This window comes from Pseudoalteromonas rhizosphaerae (genome assembly GCF_902498845.1).
Classification (GTDB): domain Bacteria; phylum Pseudomonadota; class Gammaproteobacteria; order Enterobacterales; family Alteromonadaceae; genus Pseudoalteromonas; species Pseudoalteromonas rhizosphaerae.
Window position 1 is genome coordinate 270,097 of the sequence record NZ_CABVLM010000002.1, and the last position, 23,648, is coordinate 293,744.

The 23,648-nt window shown below is 38.8% G+C and carries 17 protein-coding genes; all 17 read left to right on the forward strand.

Annotated features, from left to right (window positions below):
- Positions 1 to 950 precede the first annotated feature (950 nt).
- The 17 genes from PSR9079_RS04280 to PSR9079_RS04360 all read left to right on the forward strand — a co-directional run bounded on the left by PSR9079_RS04280 (position 951) and on the right by PSR9079_RS04360 (position 22,684).
- Positions 951 to 2,069, forward strand: coding sequence for a polysaccharide export protein (locus tag PSR9079_RS04280; protein ID WP_149980560.1), 1,119 nt, complete (start codon positions 951 to 953; stop codon positions 2,067 to 2,069).
- A 13-nt stretch (positions 2,070 to 2,082) separates the two neighbouring features.
- Complete coding sequence (locus tag PSR9079_RS04285) at positions 2,083 to 2,517, forward strand: low molecular weight protein-tyrosine-phosphatase (RefSeq protein WP_149980561.1); 435 nt, start codon at positions 2,083 to 2,085, stop codon at positions 2,515 to 2,517.
- A 14-nt stretch (positions 2,518 to 2,531) separates the two neighbouring features.
- Positions 2,532 to 4,772, forward strand: coding sequence for a polysaccharide biosynthesis tyrosine autokinase (locus PSR9079_RS04290; RefSeq protein WP_149980562.1), 2,241 nt, complete (start codon positions 2,532 to 2,534; stop codon positions 4,770 to 4,772).
- Between the two features lie 769 nt (positions 4,773 to 5,541).
- Positions 5,542 to 6,822, forward strand: coding sequence for a Vi polysaccharide biosynthesis UDP-N-acetylglucosamine C-6 dehydrogenase TviB (gene tviB, locus PSR9079_RS04295; protein WP_149980563.1), 1,281 nt, complete (start codon positions 5,542 to 5,544; stop codon positions 6,820 to 6,822).
- A gap of 14 nt (positions 6,823 to 6,836) precedes the next feature.
- Positions 6,837 to 7,793, forward strand: a complete 957-nt coding sequence (locus PSR9079_RS04300) for a Gfo/Idh/MocA family oxidoreductase (RefSeq protein WP_149980564.1) — start codon at positions 6,837 to 6,839, stop codon at positions 7,791 to 7,793.
- A 2-nt stretch (positions 7,794 to 7,795) separates the two neighbouring features.
- Positions 7,796 to 8,371, forward strand: coding sequence for an acyltransferase (locus PSR9079_RS04305; protein WP_149980565.1), 576 nt, complete (start codon positions 7,796 to 7,798; stop codon positions 8,369 to 8,371).
- A gap of 146 nt (positions 8,372 to 8,517) precedes the next feature.
- Positions 8,518 to 9,582, forward strand: a complete 1,065-nt coding sequence (locus tag PSR9079_RS04310) for a DegT/DnrJ/EryC1/StrS family aminotransferase (protein WP_149980681.1) — start codon at positions 8,518 to 8,520, stop codon at positions 9,580 to 9,582.
- Positions 9,583 to 9,587: 5 nt separating this feature from the next.
- The gene (locus tag PSR9079_RS04315) at positions 9,588 to 10,673 is read left to right on the forward strand and encodes a glycosyltransferase (RefSeq protein ID WP_149980566.1); all 1,086 of its coding nucleotides are present in this window, start codon (positions 9,588 to 9,590) and stop codon (positions 10,671 to 10,673) included.
- Complete coding sequence (locus tag PSR9079_RS04320) at positions 10,670 to 12,088, forward strand: lipopolysaccharide biosynthesis protein (RefSeq protein WP_149980567.1); 1,419 nt, start codon at positions 10,670 to 10,672, stop codon at positions 12,086 to 12,088. Before PSR9079_RS04315 ends, PSR9079_RS04320 begins: the two co-directional genes overlap by 4 nt.
- A gap of 1 nt (position 12,089) precedes the next feature.
- The gene (locus PSR9079_RS04325) at positions 12,090 to 13,484 is read left to right on the forward strand and encodes an O-antigen polymerase (RefSeq protein WP_149980568.1); all 1,395 of its coding nucleotides are present in this window, start codon (positions 12,090 to 12,092) and stop codon (positions 13,482 to 13,484) included.
- The gene (locus PSR9079_RS04330; RefSeq protein ID WP_149980569.1) at positions 13,484 to 14,599 is read left to right on the forward strand and encodes a glycosyltransferase family 4 protein; all 1,116 of its coding nucleotides are present in this window, start codon (positions 13,484 to 13,486) and stop codon (positions 14,597 to 14,599) included. Before PSR9079_RS04325 ends, PSR9079_RS04330 begins: the two co-directional genes overlap by 1 nt.
- Before the next feature lie 75 nt (positions 14,600 to 14,674).
- Positions 14,675 to 15,901, forward strand: coding sequence for a glycosyltransferase family 4 protein (locus PSR9079_RS04335; protein ID WP_149980570.1), 1,227 nt, complete (start codon positions 14,675 to 14,677; stop codon positions 15,899 to 15,901).
- Positions 15,898 to 16,494 (forward strand): sugar transferase, encoded by a 597-nt coding sequence (locus PSR9079_RS04340; protein ID WP_149980571.1) that lies wholly within the window; start codon positions 15,898 to 15,900, stop codon positions 16,492 to 16,494. Before PSR9079_RS04335 ends, PSR9079_RS04340 begins: the two co-directional genes overlap by 4 nt.
- Entirely contained in the window at positions 16,487 to 17,116 is a 630-nt protein-coding gene (locus tag PSR9079_RS04345; RefSeq protein ID WP_149980572.1) for an acetyltransferase, read from the forward strand. Before PSR9079_RS04340 ends, PSR9079_RS04345 begins: the two co-directional genes overlap by 8 nt.
- A gap of 39 nt (positions 17,117 to 17,155) precedes the next feature.
- Positions 17,156 to 18,331 carry a DegT/DnrJ/EryC1/StrS family aminotransferase gene (locus PSR9079_RS04350; RefSeq protein ID WP_149980573.1) on the forward strand — a complete coding sequence of 392 codons (1,176 nt, stop codon included), beginning with the start codon at positions 17,156 to 17,158 and terminating at the stop codon, positions 18,329 to 18,331.
- 936 nt (positions 18,332 to 19,267) lie between these two features.
- On the forward strand, positions 19,268 to 21,223 hold the full coding sequence (locus PSR9079_RS04355) for a polysaccharide biosynthesis protein (protein WP_149980574.1): 1,956 nt from the start codon (positions 19,268 to 19,270) through the stop codon (positions 21,221 to 21,223).
- A 294-nt stretch (positions 21,224 to 21,517) separates the two neighbouring features.
- Positions 21,518 to 22,684 carry a nucleotide sugar dehydrogenase gene (locus PSR9079_RS04360; RefSeq protein WP_149980575.1) on the forward strand — a complete coding sequence of 389 codons (1,167 nt, stop codon included), beginning with the start codon at positions 21,518 to 21,520 and terminating at the stop codon, positions 22,682 to 22,684.
- The last annotated feature ends 964 nt before the right edge of the window (positions 22,685 to 23,648 follow it).

A 23,648-nucleotide genomic window follows, 5' to 3' on the forward strand; every position in this document is an offset into this window, starting at 1 on the left:
TTGCCACCGCGAAAGATTTACTCAGTGCTTGGTGATAAAAATGGTTTTCGTAGGAGCCGGCTTTAGCCCGAAAAGAATAAATATTCACCACAGAGAATACCGAGATCACAGAGGAAGGGATAATAAGTTAACCTAAGGGTTTCATAAATGTTTTCTCGGTGTTGCGAAGCATCTCTGCGCTCTCGGTGGTAAAACAGTTTTATAGGCGAGTGGCTTGCCACCGCGAAAGGTCTTGTATTTTACAATTTGAATTAAACTGACCAGAACGTAGGAACTGTAACCTAGGGGCGGAAGCGTGTCCGAAGGACTAGACAAGCAAAAGATTTTAAGTGATTTATTCACAAAGAGGTTAAGAGACGCTGCGCTTAAGAGTAAGATATAAATAGGTATGTTTTCTCATTTACCCTCATTGTTTTCTCTTTGTGCAAAAAGTGGTTTTCGTAGGAGCGGGCTTTAGCCGCGAATGGTTTCTCAGTGCAGCAAAGCGACTCGGTGCCCTCGGTGGTAAAAATTGTTTTGTAGGCGTGGGTTTATCTCGAGCAAAAGATTTTAAGTGATTTATTCACAAAGAGGTTAAGAGACGCTGCGCTTAAGAGTAAGACATAAATAGGTATGTTTTCTCATTTACCCTCATTGTCTTCTCTTTGTGCAAAAATGGTTTTGTAGGCGAGTGGCTTGCCACCGCGAATGTTTACTCAGTGCTCGGTGATAAAAATGGTTTTCGTAGGAGCCGGCTTTAGCCGCGAAAGGTTTGACCTTTCATCTTTAGCTTTAAAACTGATTAACCTAGAACACTAAATTAACAAAAAAGTTAACTGCTTGCACAGTAAACGTGCAAGCAACCTTGCGAAGCAAGGATAGCCATGCTTTAATTAGCCAGCAAAAAATAACAGCAATATATTTAAAATAAGCTGAAAGTTTTAGAATTTAATATTATTTGGGAATAAACAATGGCGCTAAGCTGTAAAACACTTGTAGCATCACTCACGTTGCTAACAATGACAGGTTGTACAATCATCCCCGGTAGCCATTTCGAAGGAATCGAATCGGGTGAACAAACAAAAAACCTTGAACAAGACCTTGAAAAAGTAAATATTCAAATTATTGACTCATCTTTAATTTATCAGCAAAAACAATCGCGCAAAAAAACTAAGCCACCTTCAAGCCTTGATGGTTTAAATGTTAATAATTACGAATACATACTTGGTGTAGGTGATGTACTTACCATTGGTGTATGGGATCACCCAGAATTAACCATACCAGCTGCAGTACAACGTACCGCTGAGTTTGATGGTTTTCGCGTGCAAGCAGACGGTACCATTACTTACGCTTATGCGCCGAATATTCAGGCTGCAGGTAAAACAGTACAACAAGTACATAATGAGTTAGTTAAGCGCTTAAGTCGGGTGATTGAAGATCCGCAAGTTGATATCAAAGTGGTTGGTTTTCGCAGCCAAAAAGCTTACGTAACTGGCGAAGTAACTAAGCCTGGTGTATACCCAGTAACCGAAATACCACTCACATTGATTGATGCCTTAAATCAAGCCGGCGGACTGACTGAGAATGCTGATTGGCGCACAGTAACGTTTACTCGCGGCGACAAAACTGAAGTAATTAAGCTTGATGATTTTTATGCGCATGGCGATATTTCGCAAAACCGTTTGTTACAACATGGCGATATAGTGCATGTAAACCGTAATGATTTACAGCGTGTTTTTGTTTTAGGAGATGTTAAAAAAGCGGGTTCAGTTGATGTAAACCGTTATGGTTTAAACCTTGCTGAAGCACTCAGTAATTCCGGTGGACTAAACGAAAACACCGCCGATGCGAATGGTGTGTTTGTGCTACGTAAACGTAACCTTGAAACCGATGGTGTGATTGCCGATGTATACCAGCTGCATGCAAAAAATGTTGCAGCGTTGGTATTGGCCGAGCAATTTGAATTACAACCTCACGATATCGTATATGTAACATCGGCACCGCTTGCTCGTTGGAACCGTGTAATTAGCCTATTACTACCATCAATATCAACAGTAGATGCTGTTAACGATGTAGCCAACACTAATTAAGGGTTAATAAAAGATGTTTGATTCTATTTTAGTAGTGTGCGCAGGTAATATTTGCCGCAGTCCAACGGCTGAATACGTATTAAAAAGTAAGTTAGCTGGTAAAAATATCAAAGTATCGTCTGCTGGTTTAACCGCGCTTGAAGGTAAAGCTGCCGACGCGACAGCAAAGCAGATTGCTGCAACGAATGGTATAAATATGGACGAGCACCAAGGTCGGCAGTTAACATCAAGCCTAGTTGCGCAAAACAGTGTTATTTTAGTGATGGAACAACGCCACTTAACTGACCTGTGTAGTCGCTACCCCGAAGCGCGCGGCAAAACCTTTTTACTCGGTAAATGGTTGGATGATAAAGAAGTGCCAGATCCATATCGGCAGAGTCTTGAAGCATTTGAACACGTTTATGCATTAATCGACAGCGCCTGTAGCGCTTGGCAAAAGTATTTATAAGGATAGGCTAGTACATGAATGCTCAGCCCACTGCATTAGCAGCAAACAAACAAAATAGACAAGACACGCAAGCAAGCCAAGAAATTGACCTAATGGCGCTGTTAGGTGCTTTGATAGATCGTAAATTTTTTATAATCGCCTTAACAGCTGCGTTTATGGCTGTGGGTGTGGTTTACGCGGTGTTTTCGACCCCAGTATACCAAGCTACAGCGATGATCCAAGTTGAAGAAAGCGGTGGCTCAGTGCCTGGTTTTGACGATATGTCGGGCATGTTTGAAAGTACTTCAGCTGCGGTAACTGAAATTGAACTGCTAAAATCACGCTCAGTCATTGGTGAAGCGGTTGATACCTTGCACCTTGATGTAGTTGCAGAGCCTAAATTATTCCCGTTTATAGGTAGCCGTGCGTTTCGTAAATTTAGCCCAATGAGTGACGGCGAATTAGCTGAACCGAGTTTTGGCGCTAGCTCGTATGCGTGGGGCGGTGAGAGCATTGATGTATTTAGGTTCGATGTACCACCTTCAGCGATTGGTTCGGCTTTTACTTTAGTAGCACAAAAAAATAATGTTGTGGCATTATTAAATGGTGATGGTGAGCAAATATTAGCGGGTAAAGTAGGGCAAGAGCTCACTAATGGTAAGTTTAACTTAACGATACGTAGCTTAAATGCCCGTGCTGGTACTGAGTTTACAATACTACGCAAAGACCGTTTAAACACTATTTTAGACTTACAGGCCGCCATTGATGCCAGCGAAAAGGGCAAAGACTCCGGTATTATTAACTTAAGCCTGCAGAGCGAACAACCAGATTATGCTGAAAAAGTACTTGATAAAGTCGCGGGTATTTATGTACGCCGTAATGTAGAGCGTAATTCAGCCGAAGCGCAAAAATCCCTTGAGTTTTTAGAAGTGCAGCTACCAGAGATCAAAAAGCAGTTAGAGTTTGCTGAGCAACGTTTTAACGACTACCAAATTAAACGTCAGTCAATCAATATTACCCTTGAAACCCAAGGCGTATTAGAGCAAGTAGTTAAACTTGAAACAAAACTACAAGAGCTTGAGTTAAAACGCTTAGAAATGAGCCGCAAGTTTAAAAAAGATCACCCAACTTACCAAGGCTTAATTGAGCAAATCAACGCAGTTAATGAGCAGAAAAAGGAACTAGTGGGTGAAGTAGGTAACCTACCAGAGACTCAACAAGAGCTGCTGCGTTTAAGGCGCGATGTAGAAGTAAGTAACCAAATTTATACGTTACTACTGAGCAAAACCCAAGAGCTTGATATAGTGCGCGCAGGCACAGTTGGTAATGTGCGTATTATTGACTTTGCAGAGGTGAACACCTCAAAACCGGTTAAGCCTAAAAAAGCCTTGATAGTCGTGATGGCTACTATGCTAGGTGGTATGTTAGCTGTTGCAATTGTGCTGGTGCAAAAAGCCATGCACAAAGGCGTTGAAGACCCAAATGAGATTGAGGCAATTGGCCTGCCAGTATATGCCAGCGTACCGTACTCAGATTATCAAGATAAACTCACTGGTTTTAGTAAATCACTTAAAAACAAAGCGAATAAACCTAAATCCATCTTGGCGCTTGATAACCCAGCGGATTTATCAATTGAGGCACTGCGAAGCCTACGTACTAGTTTACATTTTGCGATGATGGAAGCTAAAAATAACCTAATTGCAATTTCCGGCCCAAGCCCGGGTGTGGGTAAATCATTTGTATCAGTTAACTTAGCAGCAGTATTGGCACAAAGCGGTAAAAAAGTACTGATAATCGATGCCGATATGCGTAAAGGCTACTTACAAACCCAGTTTGGTTTAAAGTGGGATGATGGCTTGAGTGATTACTTATCTGGGCGTTTAAACCTTGAGCAAGTAACCAAGCCAACCACTGTAGAAGGGTTGAGTGTTATTACCCGTGGGCAAATACCACCAAACCCATCAGAGTTACTGATGCACAGTAATTTTAGTAAGCTAGTTGCCGAGGTAAGTAGCGCATACGATATAATAATTGTTGATACACCACCTATTTTAGCGGTAACCGATCCGGCAATAGTTAGCGCCCATACTGGCACTACATTATTAGTAACACGTTTTGGCCAAAATCATATTAAAGAGATCGAACTTACCCGTAATCGTTTTGAACAAAATGGCACAGATGTTAAAGGCGTAGTGTTCAATGGTGTAGTTAAAAAAGCCAGTAACGCTTACGGCTATTACGGTTACTACAATTACGAATATAAATCGGATAAGTAAAACGTAGCGGCGATTTTATATCGCTAAAAAGGTTAAATAGGTGCTAGGTAAGTAACTAGGACCTAAAACCTTTGGCTTCAAATGTAGGCGGGGCTTTATGCAGCGCAGTTGCAATTAAAGTAAAAGGTTTACCACAAAGAACACGTAGGAGTCGGCTTTAGCCACGAATGGTTTTTCGGTGCAGCAAAGCGCCTCGGTGTTCTCGGTGGTAAAAAATTAAGTAAATTCACCACAGAGGACACTGAGTTCACGGAGGTAGAGATTAGAGAGCTAATAAATTAACTTTTATCTAGCTTTTCTCGATGTAGCGAACGCCTCGGTGGTAAAAATTTTTTATAGGCGCGGCTTTATGCCGCGCAGTTGTGATAAAAGTAAAAGGTTCACCACAAAGAACATGTAGGAGTCGGCTTTAGCCACGAATGGTTTTTCGGTGCAGCAAAGCGCCTCTGTTCCCTCGGTGGTAGAACTTGTTTTAAAGGCGGGGCTATATGCCGCGCAGTTGTGATAAAAGTAAAAGAATCACCACAGATAGTACGTAGGAGTCGGCTTTAGCCACGAATGGTTTTTCGGTGCAGCAAAGCGCTTCTGTTCCCTCGGTGGTAAAATGACTTTTAGGTCGGGTTATAGCCGTAAAAACTTTAACCTTTCATCTTTTACCTGAAAACTGATTAACCTAGAACCTAGAACCTAGAACCTAGAACCTAGAACCTAGAACCTAGAACCTAGAACCTAGAACTAATTTAAATTTAACATCAAGAGAGTATTAAAAATGCACGATTCATTAACGGACCTAAAGATTGGCATCATAGGTTTAGGTTACGTAGGCCTTCCATTAGCAGTTGAATTCGGTAAAAAATATCAGGTATTAGGTTTTGATATAAATCAAAAGCGTGTTGATGAATTAGATGCTGGTCATGACGCCACATTAGAAGTTAGTGATAACGAACTCGCTGATGTAAAAAACCTAACCTTCTCTTGTAACAAGCAAGATTTAGCTGAATGTAATGTTTATATAGTAACTGTACCAACCCCGATTGATGACAGTAATGCACCAGATTTAACACCCCTCCGTAAAGCCTCTGAATTACTAGGTGAATTTGTTAAAAAGGGCGATGTTGTTATTTATGAGTCAACAGTATACCCAGGAGCAACAGAAGAAGTTTGCTTACCTATTATTGAAAAAGTATCTGGGCTTATATTTAACCAAGATTTTTTCGCCGGCTACTCACCTGAGCGTATTAACCCAGGTGATAAAGTTAATACCTTAACAAAAATAATGAAAATCACCTCAGGCTCTACTCCAGAAATCGGTCAGTTTGTAAATAACTTATATGGTTCAATAATTACAGCAGGCACTCACTTGGCTGGTTCACTGAAAGTGGCAGAAGCGGCAAAAGTGATTGAGAATACTCAACGTGATTTGAATATCGCTATTATTAATGAATTTGCAAAGATATTTAATCGTCTTGGTATTGATACTGAAGAAGTGCTTAATGCCGCAGGGACTAAGTGGAACTTCTTAAAGTTTAAACCGGGTTTAGTTGGTGGACATTGTATTAGTGTTGACCCTTATTACTTAACACACAAAGCGCAAGAGGTTGGTTATCGTCCCGAAGTTATCTTAGCTGGTCGCCGCATTAATGATGGCATGGGTGAATATGTTGCAACTCAATTAGTTAAAAAACTATCAAGCCAAAAAATCCATGTTGATGAGGCAAAAGTATTGGTATTAGGTTTTACCTTTAAAGGCGATTGTCCTGATGTACGTAATACAAAAATCATCGATATCGTAAATGAGCTTAATGATTTTAATATGAGTGTTGATGTATACGATGGCTGGGCAAATCCAGCAGAAGTTGAACATGAATACGGTCTGTCTCTAATTGGCTCATTAAAAGAAAATCATTATGATGGTATCGTTTTAGCGGTAGATCACAGTGAATTCAAAAATATGGGTGTAGAAGCTATTCGCAAATTGGGTAAAGAAAAGCATGTGCTATACGATGTTAAACATGTATTTGGCCCTAAAGACTCAGACATTAGACTATAATGAAGGATTGTAACATGAAGAATTTCGCCCTTATCGGTGCCTCAGGTTATATTGCACCGCGTCATTTAAAAGCAATTAAAGAAACTGGTCATAATCTACTTGTGGCAATGGATATAAATGATTCCGTAGGCATTATGGATAGCCATTTCCCTGACGCTGAGTTTTTTACCGAATTTGAAGACTTTACCGCCTTTGTTGAAGACTGCGCAATGAAAGGTCAAAAACTTGACTATGTTGCTATATGCAGCCCTAACTACCTGCATGCACCACATATGAAGTACGCTTTAAAAAATGGTATTGATGTAATTTGTGAAAAGCCATTAGTATTGCACTCTGAAGACATGGATATTCTAAAAGAATATGAAGAAAAATATGGCGCAAGCGTAAACTCAATACTGCAATTAAGATTACATCCATCAATCATTGCCTTAAAAGAAAAAGTGGCAGCCGCACCAGCAGATAAAATATTTGATGTTGACCTAACGTATATGACATCTCGCGGTAAATGGTACATGAAATCGTGGAAAGGCTTTGATCATAAGTCAGGCGGTGTAGCAACTAATATCGGTGTACATTTTTACGATATGTTGCATTTCATTTTTGGTGACCTTAAGCATAATGAAGTCCACTTTAGAGATGAAAAAACCTCTAGCGGCTACCTTGAGTATGAGCGTGCGCGCGTTAAGTGGTTCTTGTCAATTGATGCGAATAACTTGCCTGAAAATGCAGTTAAGGGTGAAAAATTAACCTACCGCAGTATTACCATTAACGACGGTAATAATACCGAGGAGCTTGAGTTCTCAGGTGGTTTCACTGATTTACATACGCAAAGTTATCAAAATATTTTAGCGGGTAACGGTTTTGGTATTGATGAAAACCGTGTAGCGATTGAAACCGTCGAAAAAATCCGTGAAATGCCACTTGCTCAAGCGGGTAGTAAAGCGCATCCGTTACTTTCAAAGGTATTATAACCATGAATTACCATGTACATGAAAGCGCCATTGTTGATGCCGGCGCAAAAATAGGCTCTGACACACGAGTTTGGCATTTTGTGCACGTGTGTGGTGGTGCTCAGATAGGCGAGGCCTGCTCGCTCGGTCAAAATGTATTTATCGGTAATAAAGTGACTATCGGTAATAATGTTAAAATACAAAATAATGTATCGGTTTACGATAACGTTCATATTGAAGACGATGTATTTTGTGGGCCAAGTATGGTATTTACCAATGTGTATAATCCGCGTTCATTTATTGAGCGAAAAACAGAATACCGCGACACATTAGTAAAAAAAGGCGCAACACTGGGTGCTAATTGCACTATTGTATGTGGTGTTACAATCGGTGAGTATTGTTTAGTAGGTGCTGGTGCTGTTATTAATAAAAATGTACCTGCGTTTGCATTGATGGTCGGTGTACCTGCTAAGCAAATTGGTTGGATTAGTAAATATGGTGAGCAGCTTGACTTGCCATTAACTGGTAATGAAAGTACCACGTGTGAACATACTGGTGAAGAATATGTTTTAGAAGGAGATGTGTTGTTTATTAAATAACATACACTTTTCAAACATCGCCAATTATTAATTGTAGATCTGGCTTTAGCCGATTAAGCCATCAAACCCTTAGGGTTTGGTGGCTGTAATTTAATAAGCTTCTGCAAACCAAATATATAACCTAATGTAAAGAATTTAAAATGACCATACAATTTATAGATTTAGCTGCGCAATACCAACACTTAAAAACAAAAATAGACGCACGAATTAAAACAGTTTTAGACCACGGCAACTATATAATGGGGCCAGAAGTGCAAGAGCTTGAGGATGAGCTCGCAAAATACGTGGGTGTTAAACACGCTATTACCTGTGCAAACGGAACTGATGCGCTAACACTGGCAATGATGGTGCTTGGCATTAAAGAAGGCGATGCAGTTTTTTGCCCAACTTTTACGTTTTTTGCCACAGCAGAGGTCATAGCCTACGAAGGTGCAACCCCTGTATTTGTTGATTCAGATGAAGCCACGTTTAATATTTGCCCAATCGATCTAGAAAAGCGTATTCAAGCAACAATAGCTGAAGGTAAATTAATCCCTAAAGCGATTATTGCTGTTGATCTATTTGGTTTACCTGCAAATTACCCTGAGATCCAAAAGATTGCCGATAAATATAACCTAAAATTGATTGAAGATGCCGCGCAAGGGTTTGGCGGCAGTATTGATGGCAAGCGCGCAGGTAGCTTTGGTGATATTGCCACAACCAGCTTTTTCCCAGCAAAACCCCTTGGCTGTTATGGCGATGGCGGTGCTGTTTTTACTAACAATGACGAATACGCTGAACTATTAAAGTCATACCGAGTGCACGGCAAAGGTAAAGATAAATACGACAACATTCGCATCGGCATGAATAGCCGCTTAGATACCATTCAAGCTGCCATATTACTTGAAAAATTAGCTGAATTTCCGACCGAGCTTGTTAATCGTAATAAAGCGGCTGATAACTATGAAAAAACACTGTCAGATAAACATCAAACCCCACAAGTGCCTACTGGTTATGTAAGCTCATGGGCACAGTATACATTGGTGTCGACGAACCGTGATGCAGATATGGCCGCCTATAAAGAGCAAGGTATACCAACCATGATTTATTATGGCACATGTATGCACGAGCAGACTGCATTTAGCTTGTTGGGCTATCAAGCTGGGGACTTCCCTATTGCTGAAAAGTTGGCAAAGTCTGTTTTTAGTTTACCTATGCACCCATATTTATAACTATCATGAAAGTTTTAATTGTAGCGCCGATACATTCTCCAATTGTAAGAAGTTTAATCGCGGCATTAAAAAATGCAGGTATAGAACTTATTGTTGCATCTCATGATGCAGCAAATGAAGATGGAGTAATTGACTTAGGGCCATGTCGCTCAATGTTTTCTTACCTTTGTTTTTGGAAAATAAACAAATTGGTTAAAGAGCACCAGCCCGATATTGTGCATGCGCATGTATTGAATCATTATGGTTTGATGGCTGCTTTTCAGAAAAAACCACTTTTAGTTGCGTTGTGGGGATCTGATGTGATGCTCTCGACCAAAACAGGGTCATTTATCAAAAGAAAGCTTTTTAGAGTAATTAATTGGTTTGTTTTAAAGCGTGCTGACTTTATTCATACATCGGGTAATCACGTAGCAAAAGAGGCAGAAAATCAATATAAAGAAGTGCATAAAAAAATAACTACTTTCTATTGGGGCTTTCCACTTCCAGAGCTTGAATTAGACTTATTAAATAGCACTTACCAAAAATTGAGTGATGAATTTGAATTAACCTCAGATAAAAATATTGTATTCCCACGCGGGCTCGGGAGCGTTTACAATCCGGAAGGCGCTGCTAAAATTATTAATTATTTAATTACTAAAGGTATCTTAGCAAAGCGTCTTGTGGTACTTCGTGGCTTTGCAAATGATGAAAGTGTTAGGAAGTTTGCTAGTTTAGTTGACATAGATAATATAACTTTTATTAATCGACTATTAAGCCCTCAAGAGTTATATGCATTATATAAGAATACTTACATGCATTTTTCTATTCCACACTCTGATAGTTTAGGCGGTGGTGTTATTGAGCCTGCTTTAGCTGGTAGTTTGCCGGTGCTTAGTGATCTTCCATCGTACAGAGACTTCTTAAAAGAAAATGATGGATTGCTGCTAACTGACTATTCGTCTGCAGGGTTGAATATTATTTATGATAAAGTCACAGATACTTCTGAAATAGATAATAGCTTGGCATTATCAAGGTTAAAATCAAAATATAGTATCGATAGCGTCGTAGCTAGTTTTAACGGCATATATCAAAAAATGTGTACTAGTAAATGAATCTTCGTAAAATTTTACTATTTTCTCTGGGGCCATTAGGTAATGCGGTTTTAGGTTTATTTATATTACCTATCTCAGCATGGTTTTTTACAACTGAGGATATTGGCCGCCTCTCTATGTATCAACTCGTAGTTAGCTTTTCAATTATTTTATTTGGGATGGGGCTCGATCAGGGCTATGTACGAGAATATCATGACTCTCCTGGTAGACAAAAAGATACATTATTTAAAACATTATTCCTTTCAGCTGTAGCGCTACTACTTTTCATTGTTTTAGCAATTTTTTTGCTTCCTGTTGATTTGTCATTTCTTATTACCGGGATCAAATCAGGATGGATTAGCTTATATATAGCACTGGGAGTTATGCTAGCATTTTCATCTCGATTTTTTGCGCTAATACTAAGAATGAATGAAAAAGCTTTAGCATATTCATTGAGCCAACTCCTTCCTAAACTAGTGTTCTTATTAGTTTTGCTAGTATATTTGTACTTTGAGGTGTCATCTAAGTTTGAATACTTAATTTTAGCTCAACTGGTTGGAGTTAGTAGTGCCTTTGTGATTCTTATTATTAATACTCGAGAATCTTTAATACAGGCGGCGAAAGCAAGCTTTGATCTTACTTTGTTAAAAAGAGTTTTAGTATATACAATTCCTTTGATAGGAAGTGGGCTAACGTTTTGGGGCTTGGCTGCAACAGATAAGTTCTTTTTAAGGTTGTTATCAACTTTTGAAGAGCTTGGTATTTATTCAATGGCTTATAGCTTTTCTGGAGCTGCGTTAGTATTACAAGCTATTTTTTCAACTGTTTGGGCACCGCAAGTATATAAATGGGCTGCAAAAGGTGAAGGAGAAGAAAAGGTCAAAAATTTAGTGCAAATTCTAGCTCTTTTAATTTGTCTTGTATGGTCTTTAACTGGATTGCTATCGTGGTTAAGTTTATTTATTTTACCTGATAAATACGCAAAAGTTGATGTGTTAATCATTGCGGTAATTGCATACCCATTGCTATATACCTTATCTGAGGCTACAGGTGTAGGTATAGGGGTTAAACGAAAAACAATATATGCATTACTAGCTACATTCATGGCTTTGGTTGTAAATGTATTCGGGAATTATTTACTTATACCTATACTCCAATCCGGGGGAGCGGCGATTTCGTCTGCTTTAGCGTTTTTTATTTTCTTTATCATAAAAACTGAGTACTCCAGTCACATCTGGATTCGTTTTGAACGTGTTAGAATGTATTTAATAATATCATTACATATTTTGTTAGCTTCAACATTTAATATATATGCAGGAATATCTTTAGAGTTTAGGCTGCTTTCATATTTAGGACTTACATTGTTCACTATTATATTATTTTGGAAAGAGGTTAAACTTTTCTTGGGCTTTATAAGTACTTATAGGAAACCGTGAAATGATAAGAATGAATAATAAGCATGTTTTTTTTCTCGCTTCTGTAATGGGGATAGCTCTACTTACCATTTATATGGAGTTTTATGCACTAAATCTATTTTTGCCAACATTAAGTTTTATTCTTATTGTCTCCATTATTACTTTTAACCTTTACCTAAATAATGATGATTTCTATTCACCTTTATCCATGTTTTCTATTATGTATCTTGGTTATGCTATTGGCGGTTTTTATTATTCTGAAGCAACTAATTATTTTGGTAAATTTGTGGGCTTTCTTAATTTACAGCCATCGACTGTTGTAGATTTGATGAGGGTTAGTTTAGTTTACGCGATCATTTGTTTTCTTTGTTTTGGCTTGGGTTACACTATATTCAAAGAAAGAGTGAAATTTAAAGATAGTTTCGATGCGAATGGATTTTGGTGTTTTTATACAAGGTATTATCATTATTTAGTTATTCCTTTTTTAATTGTGGGGCTAGTTTACTGGTATTGGATAGCACATGTGACAGCTGGCGGGATGCTTAATATGCTAATGTATTTTCAAGCATTCAGGCATTTAGTTGAAGATGCAAAGGTTAGTACACTCCCATACCACTTTTATTATGCCGGTATTTATTTATGGCTTTTAGCAATTCATATAAAAGGTGAGCGTGTAACAAAGTTTTTCTTATTTTGTAGTGTCGTAGGGTTGATTATAAATCTATCACAAGGCCGGATAACTTTAGCTATTACATTTTTGTTTTCTCAAATGTTTTTCTTCGCGCTAAAAGATGAGAATTTACGGAAAAAGGTTTTTATATATTTTGTATCCCTAATGTCATTTGCATTTTTGGTCTACTTTTTAAGAATGCTAAGTAATAGCTTGTTTATTGGTGTTGAGGGCGATGCTTTCGATAAAAATATTTTTGACGTTATAATCGGTGGTGGGAATGTTGCAGACCTTCAACAATTAGTTATTATATTTCATACATACAGTATAAATGAGGCTGCTGTAGGATTAACTTACTTTGATTGGATTAGAAATACTATAGGGCAATTTTTTGGTATGGAGCCTTCCTCTATAGGATTAACAATAAAACAACTTTATATTCCTGAAAGTTCAGGAGCGCCAACACCAGGTGCAATTGGTGAGGCTTTCGTGAATTTTAATATTGCAGGCCCACTTTTTATGTTTTTCGTAGGTTTGGCATTTACGTTTATATATAAACATGTAATGAAGTCTGGTAGCCCATTATTACTCCTGATTTACTCTATATTCTTAGCTCGCTTCATTTTTATTTATCCTAAGGTAGATTCAACAATGCTAGTAAATTTTCTTTGGGGAGCGACTCCTTTTTTATTTGGAGTTGGCTTTATTTTTATTATATTTGAACTGGCTAAAGGAAATAGAAGTTAATGCTTAATAATAAAGTTGTTCATTTAACATCCGCTCATCCAAGGTTCGATACGCGAATATTTGTAAAAATGTGTACCTCTCTATATTCTGCAGGGTATGATGTTTCATTAGTTGTAGCTGATGGGAAAGGTTCTGAATTAAAAAACGGAGTTGCAATTATAGATGTTGGTGCGAAAAGAGGTGGTCGTTTTAATCGAATGACACAAACAGTTCTTAAGGTTTATAAAACTGCACTTAAGTTGGACGCTGATATATACCATATGCATGATCCGGAATTGCTTTTAGTAGCTTTACTTTTAAAAAGAAAAGGTAAAAAGGTAATTTTTGATGCACATGAAGATTTGCCCATTCAAATACTTAGTAAGCCTTATTTATCGTCAAGAGTAGCTAAAGTAATATCAAAAATAGCAGAAATTTATGAGCGTTTTCTATGTAAACGTATTGATGCTGTTATTGCTGCAACTCCTTTTATTCGAGATAAGTTTCTAAAGATAAACTCTACTACAGTTGATATTAATAATTTCCCTAAGGTTGAAGAATTTATCAATATAGAAACAGCTAATTTTACTCAACGTGAGTCTTGTTGTTATATAGGAGGAATTACCAAAGTTCGAGGTATCTATGAAATTGTGGATGCGATGGATTTAAGTCGAGCTCGTGGTGATTTATTGTTAGCTGGTAACTTTTTAGAAAAGCAGGTACGAAGTGATGTTGTAGGGCTTAGTGGCTGGAAAAAGGTTGATGATCTTGGTTGGCTAAACCGTGAAGACATTCAAAGTGTTTTAGGACGTTCTTTTGCTGGTTTAGTGACATTGCATCCGATTGAAAATTATAAAGATGCATTACCAGTCAAAATGTTTGAATATATGGCTTCAGGTATCCCAGTAATAGCCTCAAATATCACATTATGGGAAGAGATAGTTGTTAGTGAGGATTGCGGCATTTGTGTTAACCCTTATTCAAGTAAAGAGATATCTGATGCAATGAATTACCTTGCTAGTAATCTTGAAGTAGCCAAGGCTATGGGGGCTAGAGGGCGAGAAGCTGTTCTTAAAAAGTACAATTGGCATGTTGAAGAGGAAAAATTGTTTCAACTTTATTCAAAATTAATATAGAAACAAGGTTATTATTTACCTTAGCTTTTATTTTGAGCAATATAAAATATTGAAATTTTCAACTGGCTGATATTTATGAAAAAAAAATTATGGTATATTTCAAAATATGCAAATATTAATGCTTACGGTGCAGATACCCGACAAGCTAGTTTTTGTAAAGAGTTTGCAAAAGCTGGTCATAACGTACGGCTGATTACTTCAAACTCGTCCCACCTTTATAGTTCTTTACCTGAGTTTGAGTCTCGCTACAAGGATATGGAAAACGATGGCTATACAGTTACTTGGGTGAACACTTTAAAATACAGTAAAGCGACGAGCATCAAACGAATTTTAAGTTGGCTTTGGTTTGAGTTTTTTGTGTTGATTATGGCGTTTCGTAAGCAATATGAAAAACCAGATGTAGTTATAGCATCGTCACTTTCAATCCTCTCTGTGCTTTCAGGTTGTTTTTATAAACGTTTTTACAAAGCTAAATTTATTTTTGAGGTGCGCGATATTTGGCCGCAAACACTTATTGATCTAAAAGGATTTACCCATAATCACCCATTAATTTGGTTTTTGTCAAAAGTTGAAAAGTTGGGTTATAAATACTCAGATTCAATAGTTGGTACAATGCCGGGCCTGAAAGATCATGTTGAAAATGAAGTCGGGCTAGGCGGTAAAGTTGTATCAATTCCGCAAGGTGTTAATTTAGATTTTTATACAGAGAATCAACAAGAGTTATCTTCAGATTTTATAGTAAATTATATACCTAAAAATAAATTTATCGTTACTTACACAGGCACTATGGGTGATGCTAATGCACTAGAATATATAGTTAGTGCCGCAAAAGTTTTACAGAGCGAACAATTAGTTAATGTGCATTTTTTACTAGTCGGAGATGGTTACCTAAAAGAGCAGTTAATTGAGCAAGCAAGGGGCATCAATAACATTACCTTTGCACCAGCAATTAAAAAAGAGCAGGTTCAGCACGTTCTAAGGCTATCTAATATCTTAGTTGCTTCAGTAAGAAATGAAAAAATATATAGATATGGCATTTCATTAAATAAATTTATTGATTATATGTACGCTAAGAAGCCAGTTATCTGTATGTTTTCAGGCTATCCATCCATGATTAATGAAGCTAATAGTGGCGAGTTTACCCCCGCAGAGGATGTACAATCATTTGTTGACGCTATTAAAAAATACCAAAAAATGAGTGCCGCTGAGCTTAATGAACTTGGTGGAAACGGGCATAGGTTTTTAGTCGAACAGCGTGTTTTTTCGACATTAGGGAATAAGTTTATGGAGTTATTTAAATGAAACGCTTCTTTGATTTTTTAGTAGCTCTATGTGCAATACTCACTTTATTACCTGTAATTATTATTGTTACAGTGCTTATTCGTTTTAAATTTGGCTCGCCTATTTTATTTACTCAAGACCGCCCTGGTTTACATGGTAAAATTTTTAAAATGATGAAGTTTAGAACCATGCTTGACGGCAAAGATAAACAAGGTAATTTACTACCAGATGATGAACGTATGACCAAGTTTGGTGCTTTTTTGCGTTCGACTAGTTTAGATGAGCTGCCAGGTTTATTTAATGTACTTAAAGGCGATATGAGCTTAGTAGGGCCAAGGCCTCTGCTTGTGCAATATTTACCGCTTTATAGCCCTGAGCAAGCACGTCGCCATAATGTACGGCCAGGTATTACTGGTTGGGCACAAGTAAATGGTCGTAACGCAATTAGTTGGGAGCAAAAGTTTAAATTTGATGTTTGGTATGTTGATAACCAAAGCTTGTTGCTCGACTTTAAAATATTATTACTCACGGTCAAAAAGGTATTTGTTCGAGAAGGCATTAGTGCTGATGGGCATGTAACGATTGAGCCGTTTAAAGGCTCTAATAATGACTAAACAGTTAGCCATAGTTGGCGCAAGCGGCCATGGCAAGGTTGTTGCCGATATTGCCGAACAACTTGGCTTCAGTGTTGGCTTTTATGATGATGCTTACCCCACTAAAACTCACATTGAGCATTGGCCAATACACGGCACCTGTGCCGATTTAATTGCATTGAATAATGCGGATGCTTCGTTTGGTTATGATGTGGTTGTAGCGATTGGTAATAATGAAATCCGACTGCAAAAAATAAAATTATTACAACAAAATAATTTTAATCTTATTACTTTGATTCACCCAGCTGCAGTGATAAGTAAATATGCGGCAATAGCAGCAGGCACCGTAGTTTTTGCCGGCGCTGTGATTAATGCATTTGCCAAAGTGGGTGCTGGTTGTATTATTAATACTGGAGCGGTTGTTGAGCATGATTGCATTATTGATGATTTTGCTCATATTTGCCCGAATGTTGCTTTAGCAGGCGGTGTTACTGTGGGTAGTAAAAGCTGGGTTGGTATTGGTAGTCAAGTAAAACAGTTAGTGTCAATTGGTAACAATTGTTTGATTGGTGCTGGTAGTACAGTTTTAAAAAATATACCTGATAATGTTATTGCATTTGGCTCTCCTGCAGTAGCAAAATAAATTAAACACTCATTTCTATATGAAATTAATAGGAACATCATGTTAAATACCCCATTTTCTCCTTGGCCTAGCTTCACTACTGATGAGGCTGATGCTGTAAGTCGCGTAGTTTTGTCAAACAAAGTTAACTACTGGACAGGTACTGAAGGCCGTGAATTTGAAAAAGAATTTGCCACTTGGGCAGATAGCGAGTACGCAATCGCACTTGGTAATGGCACTTTAGCGCTAGATATAGCGCTTAAAGCGTTAAATGTGGGTACTGGCGATGAAGTTATCACTACACCTCGCACATTCTTAGCGTCTGCTTCGAGTATAGTTACTGCTGGCGCTGCACCTGTATTTGCTGATGTTGACCTAAACAGCCAAGCGATTACTGCTGCAAGCATTAAAGCGGTACTTACACCTAAAACTAAAGCGGTTATTGTAGTGCATTTAGCGGGTATGCCTGCTGAAATGGACGAAATAATGGCACTCAGTAAAGAGCATGGCTTTTATGTCATTGAAGACTGCGCCCAAGCCCATGGTGCTAAATATAAAGACCGTTCTGTTGGTAGTATTGGCCATGTAGGCGCGTGGAGCTTTTGCCAAGATAAAATTATGACTACTGGCGGCGAAGGCGGCATGGTAACCACTAATTCTAAAGAGTTATGGTCAACTATGTGGAGCTATAAAGACCACGGTAAAAGCTTTGATGCAATTTATAACCGTGAACATCCACCAGGGTTTAGATGGTTACACGAAAGCTTTGGTACTAACTGGCGCATGACCGAAATGCAAGCCGTACTTGGCCGTATTCAACTTACTCGTATGACAGAGTGGACTGCAAAACGCCAAACGTATGGCGCACAACTTGACCAAGCCGCAACTGGCTTTGATTGTATCCGTTTAGTTGAGGTTCCTGAATACATTGAACACGCTGAATATAAGCATTATATGTTTATTAAGCCTGAACAATTGGCCTCTGGTTGGGATCGCGACCGTATAGTTAATGCAATTGTAGAGCGTGGTGTACCGTGTTTTCAGGGGAGCTGCTCAGAAGTGTATTTAGAAAAAGCTTTTGACAACACGCCGTGGCGCCCAGAAACACGCCTACCAAATGCAGTTGAACTAGGTGAAACGTCAATCATGTTTTTAGTCCATCCGACCCTTACAGAAGATGAAATAGCTAAAACAACCCAAGTTATGAAAGAAGTGTTTGGGTTAGCGAGTAAGTAATAGGTTGCTAGGGGCTAGGCTTAACTTTACCTTCTTCGGTGTAGCGCGCAGCGCCTCGGTGGTACAAAACTAAATAACTTAATTCACCACAGAGCCACGAAGAGTACAGAGGTAGAGATTAGAGAGCTAATATGTTTATACTTTTACTTCTCATTCCTCTGTGTAGCGCAGCTCCTCTGTGTTCTCGGTGGTAAAATATTTTTAGTAATTTATTCACCACAGAGGCCAAGAGTAGAACAGAGGTAGAGAGTTAATAGATAGCTTTTACCTTATTGCTCTGTGTAGCGTAGCGACTCTGTGCTCTCGGTGGTAAAAAATTAAGTAAGCTCTTACCACAGAGGCTAAGAGGAGAACAGAGGTAGAGATTAAAGAGCTGATATATTTATATTTTTTAGCCTTTACTAAGTGTAGGCAGCACCTCGGTGTTCTCGGTGGTAGAATATTTTTAGTGATTTATTCACCACAGAGGCCAAGAGGAGAACAGAGGGAGAGAGTTAATAGATAGCTTTTATCTTAATTGCTCTGTGTAGCGAAGCACCTCTGAGCCCTCGGTGGTAGAATATTTTTAGTGATTTATTCACCACAGAGGCCAAGAGTAGAACAGAGGTAGAGATTAGAAGCCAATAGATTTACTTTTATCTAGATCTCCTCAGTTTATATTATTTAGTGCTGGTGTAATTGTTATACATAAAAGGCTTTGTTAAAGAGCAAGAGCCTGATTATGATATTGGTAGCTCCTAGCTCCTAGCTCCTAGCTCCTAGCTCCTAGCTCCTAGCTCCTCTATTTTTATTAAAATCAATAACTAATGATTATGTATTGGTTTGTGGCTGTTTTGTTCATTTAGGGTTATAATTGATAAAATTTTAACAATTAAAGAGCTACTGTTTTGCTCTTTATTTTTCGAATCAACAGAGTACAAGAAAAGGGAACTTGTTGTGGATAGTTTCATCCGGTCTATTTTGAATGCTTCTCGCGCTAAAAAGCGTGCGATCACCTTATTTATTGATTCACTTTTTATTGCCGCAGCATTTTGGCTTGCACTTATTGTGCGTTTAGACAGCCTTGCACCATTTAGTGAAGTGGGTAATTGGCTGCTGCTAGCAATGTTAATACCTACTGGTTTAATCGCATTTATCAATCTTGGTTTATACCGCGCTGTATTAAGGTACATGAACGCACAGGCGTTATGGGCTATTGTGCTGGGCACTATTATAACTACGGCTTGTTTAGTCTTGTTGTCGTTTTTCGTGGGTATTACTATTCCGCGTACTATGCCATTTATTTTTGCTTGGCTATGTTTACTTACTGTTGGTGGGTCGCGCATTGTAGTGCGCGCGATGATCGGCAAAATGGCAACTGTTAATAAAGAATCGGTTATTATTTATGGTGCAGGCTCAGCGGGAAGGCAGCTTGCAACTGCACTCGGTGCCGGGCCAGAATATTACGTTCGTGCTTTTATTGATGATGATCAAAGCAAACAAGGGTCTATCATTCAAGGTATTCCGGTAATTAGCTTTAAAGATATTTATGAACTGATTAATAAGGGCAAGGCTACTAAAGTGCTTTTAGCGTTACCTAGCGCAAGCCGAGCAAGGCGCAAAGAAGTACTTGCGCAGCTAGAGCCATTAACAATTAAAGTTTTATCTATCCCTGGTATGGCAGATGTAGTTGAAGGTAAAGCGCAGCTTTCTGAATTTAGAGAAGTTGAAATTGAGGATTTATTAGGCCGTGACCCAGTTACCCCAAAACCCGAACTTATGGCTGCCAACATTGCTGGCAAAATAGTAATGGTTACTGGAGCTGGTGGTTCTATTGGCTCTGAGCTGTGCAGGCAAATAATTAGGCAGCAACCTAAAAAACTGGTGTTATTTGAAATCTCTGAGTTTGGTTTATATTCAATTGAAAAAGAGCTAAATGAGTACATAGCTAATAATCATATTGATTTAGAGCTAATCCCAATAATGGGCTCTGTACAACGTATTAACCGTATTGAAACCGTAATGATGGCATTTGGTGTACAAACGGTGTACCACGCTGCTGCTTATAAGCACGTTCCGCTCGTTGAGCATAATGTGGTTGAAGGTGTGCGTAATAACGTATTTGGTACTTACTACGCAGCCAAAGCAGCCGTTAACGCAAAGGTTGAAACCTTTGTATTAATCTCCACCGATAAAGCGGTGCGCCCAACTAATGTAATGGGGGCAACCAAACGGATGGCTGAACTGGTATTACAAGGTTTAGCGCAAACCAAAGGTAAAGAGCATCGTACGCGTTTTTGCATGGTTCGTTTTGGTAATGTGCTTGGCTCGTCTGGCTCTGTGGTACCGTTATTTCGCAGGCAAATTAAAGAAGGTGGCCCTATTACGCTTACCCACCAAGATATCACCCGTTTCTTTATGACCATACCAGAAGCTGCGCAATTGGTAATCCAGGCCGGCTCTATGGGTAAAGGCGGTGATGTATTTGTACTTGATATGGGGGATTCGGTAAAAATTAAAGATTTAGCCAGTAAGATGATCCGCCTTTCAGGCTTTGAAGTGAAAGATAAAACCAACCCTCATGGAGACATCGAAATTTTATGCACCGGCCTGCGCCCAGGTGAAAAGCTTTACGAAGAGTTATTAATCGGTGATAACGTTGGCGAAACGCCACATGAGCGAATTATGACGGCAAATGAAGCTATGTTGCCGCTACCTGAATTAAAAGTGTTTTTAGAAGCATTTGACATTGCCTGTCATAACTTTGATCACGAAATGATCCGCCAATTGTTACTCGACGCCCCAACGGGATTTAACCCAACGGATGGTATCTGTGATTTGGTATGGAATGCTAAAAAAGGCAAACAGCTCGAAAGTACTCCTCAAGCGAATGTGGTTAATTTGAAGGGGTAGGGGAAGGTTAAAGGTACTAGGGGCTAGGTAAAAGACTAGGTGCTAGGCTTAACTTTGCCTTCTCGGTGTAGCTCGAAGCGCCTTGCTGTAATCGGTGGTAAAAATGGTTTAAATGATTTATTCACCACGGAGAGCACGGAGTTCACAGAGAAGAGATTAAAGACTTTAGGTTTTAAACTGTTTTAATCATATATTGTGATGTAAATTAATGAATTGGATGAAAGTCTCTAGATATTAGGCTATGCGCCTGTACTAGGGTTAGGACGCTCAAATCAGAAGTTTAAGGACGGTGAAATGAAAGTTACTGTTTTTGGCACGGGTTATGTTGGCCTGTCTAATGCTATGTTACTTGCGCAACACAATAAAGTAGTTGCTGTTGATATAGACGAAAAAAAAGTCGCGCTTTTAAAAGACCAGCAATCGCCAATTGTTGACGTTGAAATAAGTGATTTTTTACAAAACAAGCAATTAAATTTTACCGCGACCACAAATAAAGAGTCTGCTCTGGTTGGCGCTGAGTTTGTAATTATTGCTACTCCTACCGATTATGATCCTGTAACAAACTATTTTAATACCAATAGTGTTGAGTCGGTTATTAAAGATGTAATGAGAATTAACCCAACGGCGACTATGGTAATTAAGTCAACTGTGCCTGTGGGCTTTACTCGATCGATTAAAGAAAAGCTTGGCACTGATAATGTAATATTTTCGCCAGAATTTTTACGTGAAGGTAAAGCATTGCACGACAATTTGTATCCATCTCGCATTATTGTCGGTGAGCAAAGTGAGCGGGCTAATATTTTTGCTAATTTATTGGCTCAAGGTGCAATAAAGCAAGATATTGAGGTTCTGTTTACTGACTCTACAGAAGCCGAAGCAATCAAGTTATTCTCAAATACTTACCTAGCAATGCGTGTTGCCTATTTTAATGAGCTTGATAGCTATGCTGAGAGCCATGGCTTAAATGCGAAGCAAATTATACAAGGTGTAAGCTTAGACCCTCGTATTGGTAACCATTATAATAATCCTTCATTTGGTTATGGCGGTTATTGTTTACCAAAAGATACCAAGCAGCTTTTAGCTAACTACCAAGTAGTGCCGAATAATATGATTAGGGCAATTGTTGATGCTAATAAAACTCGTAAGGATTTTATTGCTAACTCAATCATTAAACGCAATCCTAAAGTTGTCGGTGTATACCGCTTAGTTATGAAGGCCGGCTCAGATAACTTTAGAGCATCTGCTATTCAAGGCATCATGAAGCGCATTAAAGCTAAGGGGATTGAAGTTGTCGTATATGAGCCAGCTTTAAAAGATGAAGCATTTTTCAATTCACGTGTGATTAAAGATCTTAATGAGTTTAAAGAAATTGCTGATGTTGTTGTTTCCAACCGTATGGTTAAAGAGCTGAGTGATATTGCAGATAAAGTTTATACGCGAGATTTATTTGGTAGTGATTAAGTAATAGTTAAAGGTTAAAGGTGCTAGGGAAGTGACTAGGTTTTAGGAAGACAAAGGTACTAGGTGCTAGGGAAGTGACTAGGACCTAGAGCCTAAAACCTAGCTACTATGTTTTAAAGCGTAGGCGCGGCTTAATGCCGCGCGGTTGTATTGAACCATCAGTCATTAGATTTCAGGTGTAGCTAATCTCTGCCTTTAACCTAATACCTAGCACCTATTACCCAGTATCTTTCATTTATCGAGGTAGCTTTAACCTTTACCTTTCATTTCTCAGTGTAGCGCGAAGCGCCTCGGTGAACTCGGTGGTGAACATAAGATTACGCGAGGTAAACTCGCGCCTACGGGGGCGGGATTGGTGTTTAGATTTGCGTAGGCGGTGCTTTATGCCGCGCGGTTTATAAAATTCATGTCTAAAGCCATTTCCTACGTTTTTACATTTTACCTTAGGCGAGAAGATAAAGATGTTAATAAACACGCGTCAGTAAGCTTAACGCCTACGGGTGTTAAAGTTTACCTTAATGTTTAATTAATTACTTGTAGGCGAGTGGCTTGCCACCGCGTTTCAAAATGTGGTGTGGTGTTTTTGCGTCAGCAAGCTTAACGCCTACGGGTGTTAACGTTTATCTCGGTGTTAAATTTACTTTGATGTTTAATTAATTACCTGTAGGCGAGTGGCTTGCCACCGCGTTTCAAAATGTGATGTGGTGTTTTTGCGTCAGCAAGCTTAACGCCTACGGGTGTTAACGTTTATCTCGGTGTTAAATTTACTTTGATGTTTAATTAATTACCTGTAGGCGAGTGGCTTGCCACCGCGTTTCAAAATGTGATGTGGTATTTGTGCGTCAGCAAGCTTAACGCCTACGGGTGTTAAAGTTTGTCTCGGTGTTAAATTTTACTCTGGTGTTTAATTAATTACTTGTAGGCGAGTGGCTTGCCACCGCGAACAGGTTAAAGGTGCTAGGAA

What these genes read in the sequence shown, in the direction of transcription:
- PSR9079_RS04280 (WP_149980560.1), top strand. Translation starts at nt 951, where the DNA reads ATGGCGCTAAGCTGTAAAACACTTGTAGCATCACTCACGTTGCTAACA.
- PSR9079_RS04285 (WP_149980561.1), top strand. Translation starts at nt 2,083, where the DNA reads ATGTTTGATTCTATTTTAGTAGTGTGCGCAGGTAATATTTGCCGCAGT.
- PSR9079_RS04290 (WP_149980562.1), top strand. Translation starts at nt 2,532, where the DNA reads ATGAATGCTCAGCCCACTGCATTAGCAGCAAACAAACAAAATAGACAA.
- tviB (WP_149980563.1), top strand. Translation starts at nt 5,542, where the DNA reads ATGCACGATTCATTAACGGACCTAAAGATTGGCATCATAGGTTTAGGT.
- PSR9079_RS04300 (WP_149980564.1), top strand. Translation starts at nt 6,837, where the DNA reads ATGAAGAATTTCGCCCTTATCGGTGCCTCAGGTTATATTGCACCGCGT.
- PSR9079_RS04305 (WP_149980565.1), top strand. Translation starts at nt 7,796, where the DNA reads ATGAATTACCATGTACATGAAAGCGCCATTGTTGATGCCGGCGCAAAA.
- PSR9079_RS04315 (WP_149980566.1), top strand. Translation starts at nt 9,588, where the DNA reads ATGAAAGTTTTAATTGTAGCGCCGATACATTCTCCAATTGTAAGAAGT.
- PSR9079_RS04320 (WP_149980567.1), top strand. Translation starts at nt 10,670, where the DNA reads ATGAATCTTCGTAAAATTTTACTATTTTCTCTGGGGCCATTAGGTAAT.
- PSR9079_RS04325 (WP_149980568.1), top strand. Translation starts at nt 12,090, where the DNA reads ATGATAAGAATGAATAATAAGCATGTTTTTTTTCTCGCTTCTGTAATG.
- PSR9079_RS04330 (WP_149980569.1), top strand. Translation starts at nt 13,484, where the DNA reads ATGCTTAATAATAAAGTTGTTCATTTAACATCCGCTCATCCAAGGTTC.
- PSR9079_RS04335 (WP_149980570.1), top strand. Translation starts at nt 14,675, where the DNA reads ATGAAAAAAAAATTATGGTATATTTCAAAATATGCAAATATTAATGCT.
- PSR9079_RS04340 (WP_149980571.1), top strand. Translation starts at nt 15,898, where the DNA reads ATGAAACGCTTCTTTGATTTTTTAGTAGCTCTATGTGCAATACTCACT.
- PSR9079_RS04345 (WP_149980572.1), top strand. Translation starts at nt 16,487, where the DNA reads ATGACTAAACAGTTAGCCATAGTTGGCGCAAGCGGCCATGGCAAGGTT.
- PSR9079_RS04350 (WP_149980573.1), top strand. Translation starts at nt 17,156, where the DNA reads ATGTTAAATACCCCATTTTCTCCTTGGCCTAGCTTCACTACTGATGAG.
- PSR9079_RS04360 (WP_149980575.1), top strand. Translation starts at nt 21,518, where the DNA reads ATGAAAGTTACTGTTTTTGGCACGGGTTATGTTGGCCTGTCTAATGCT.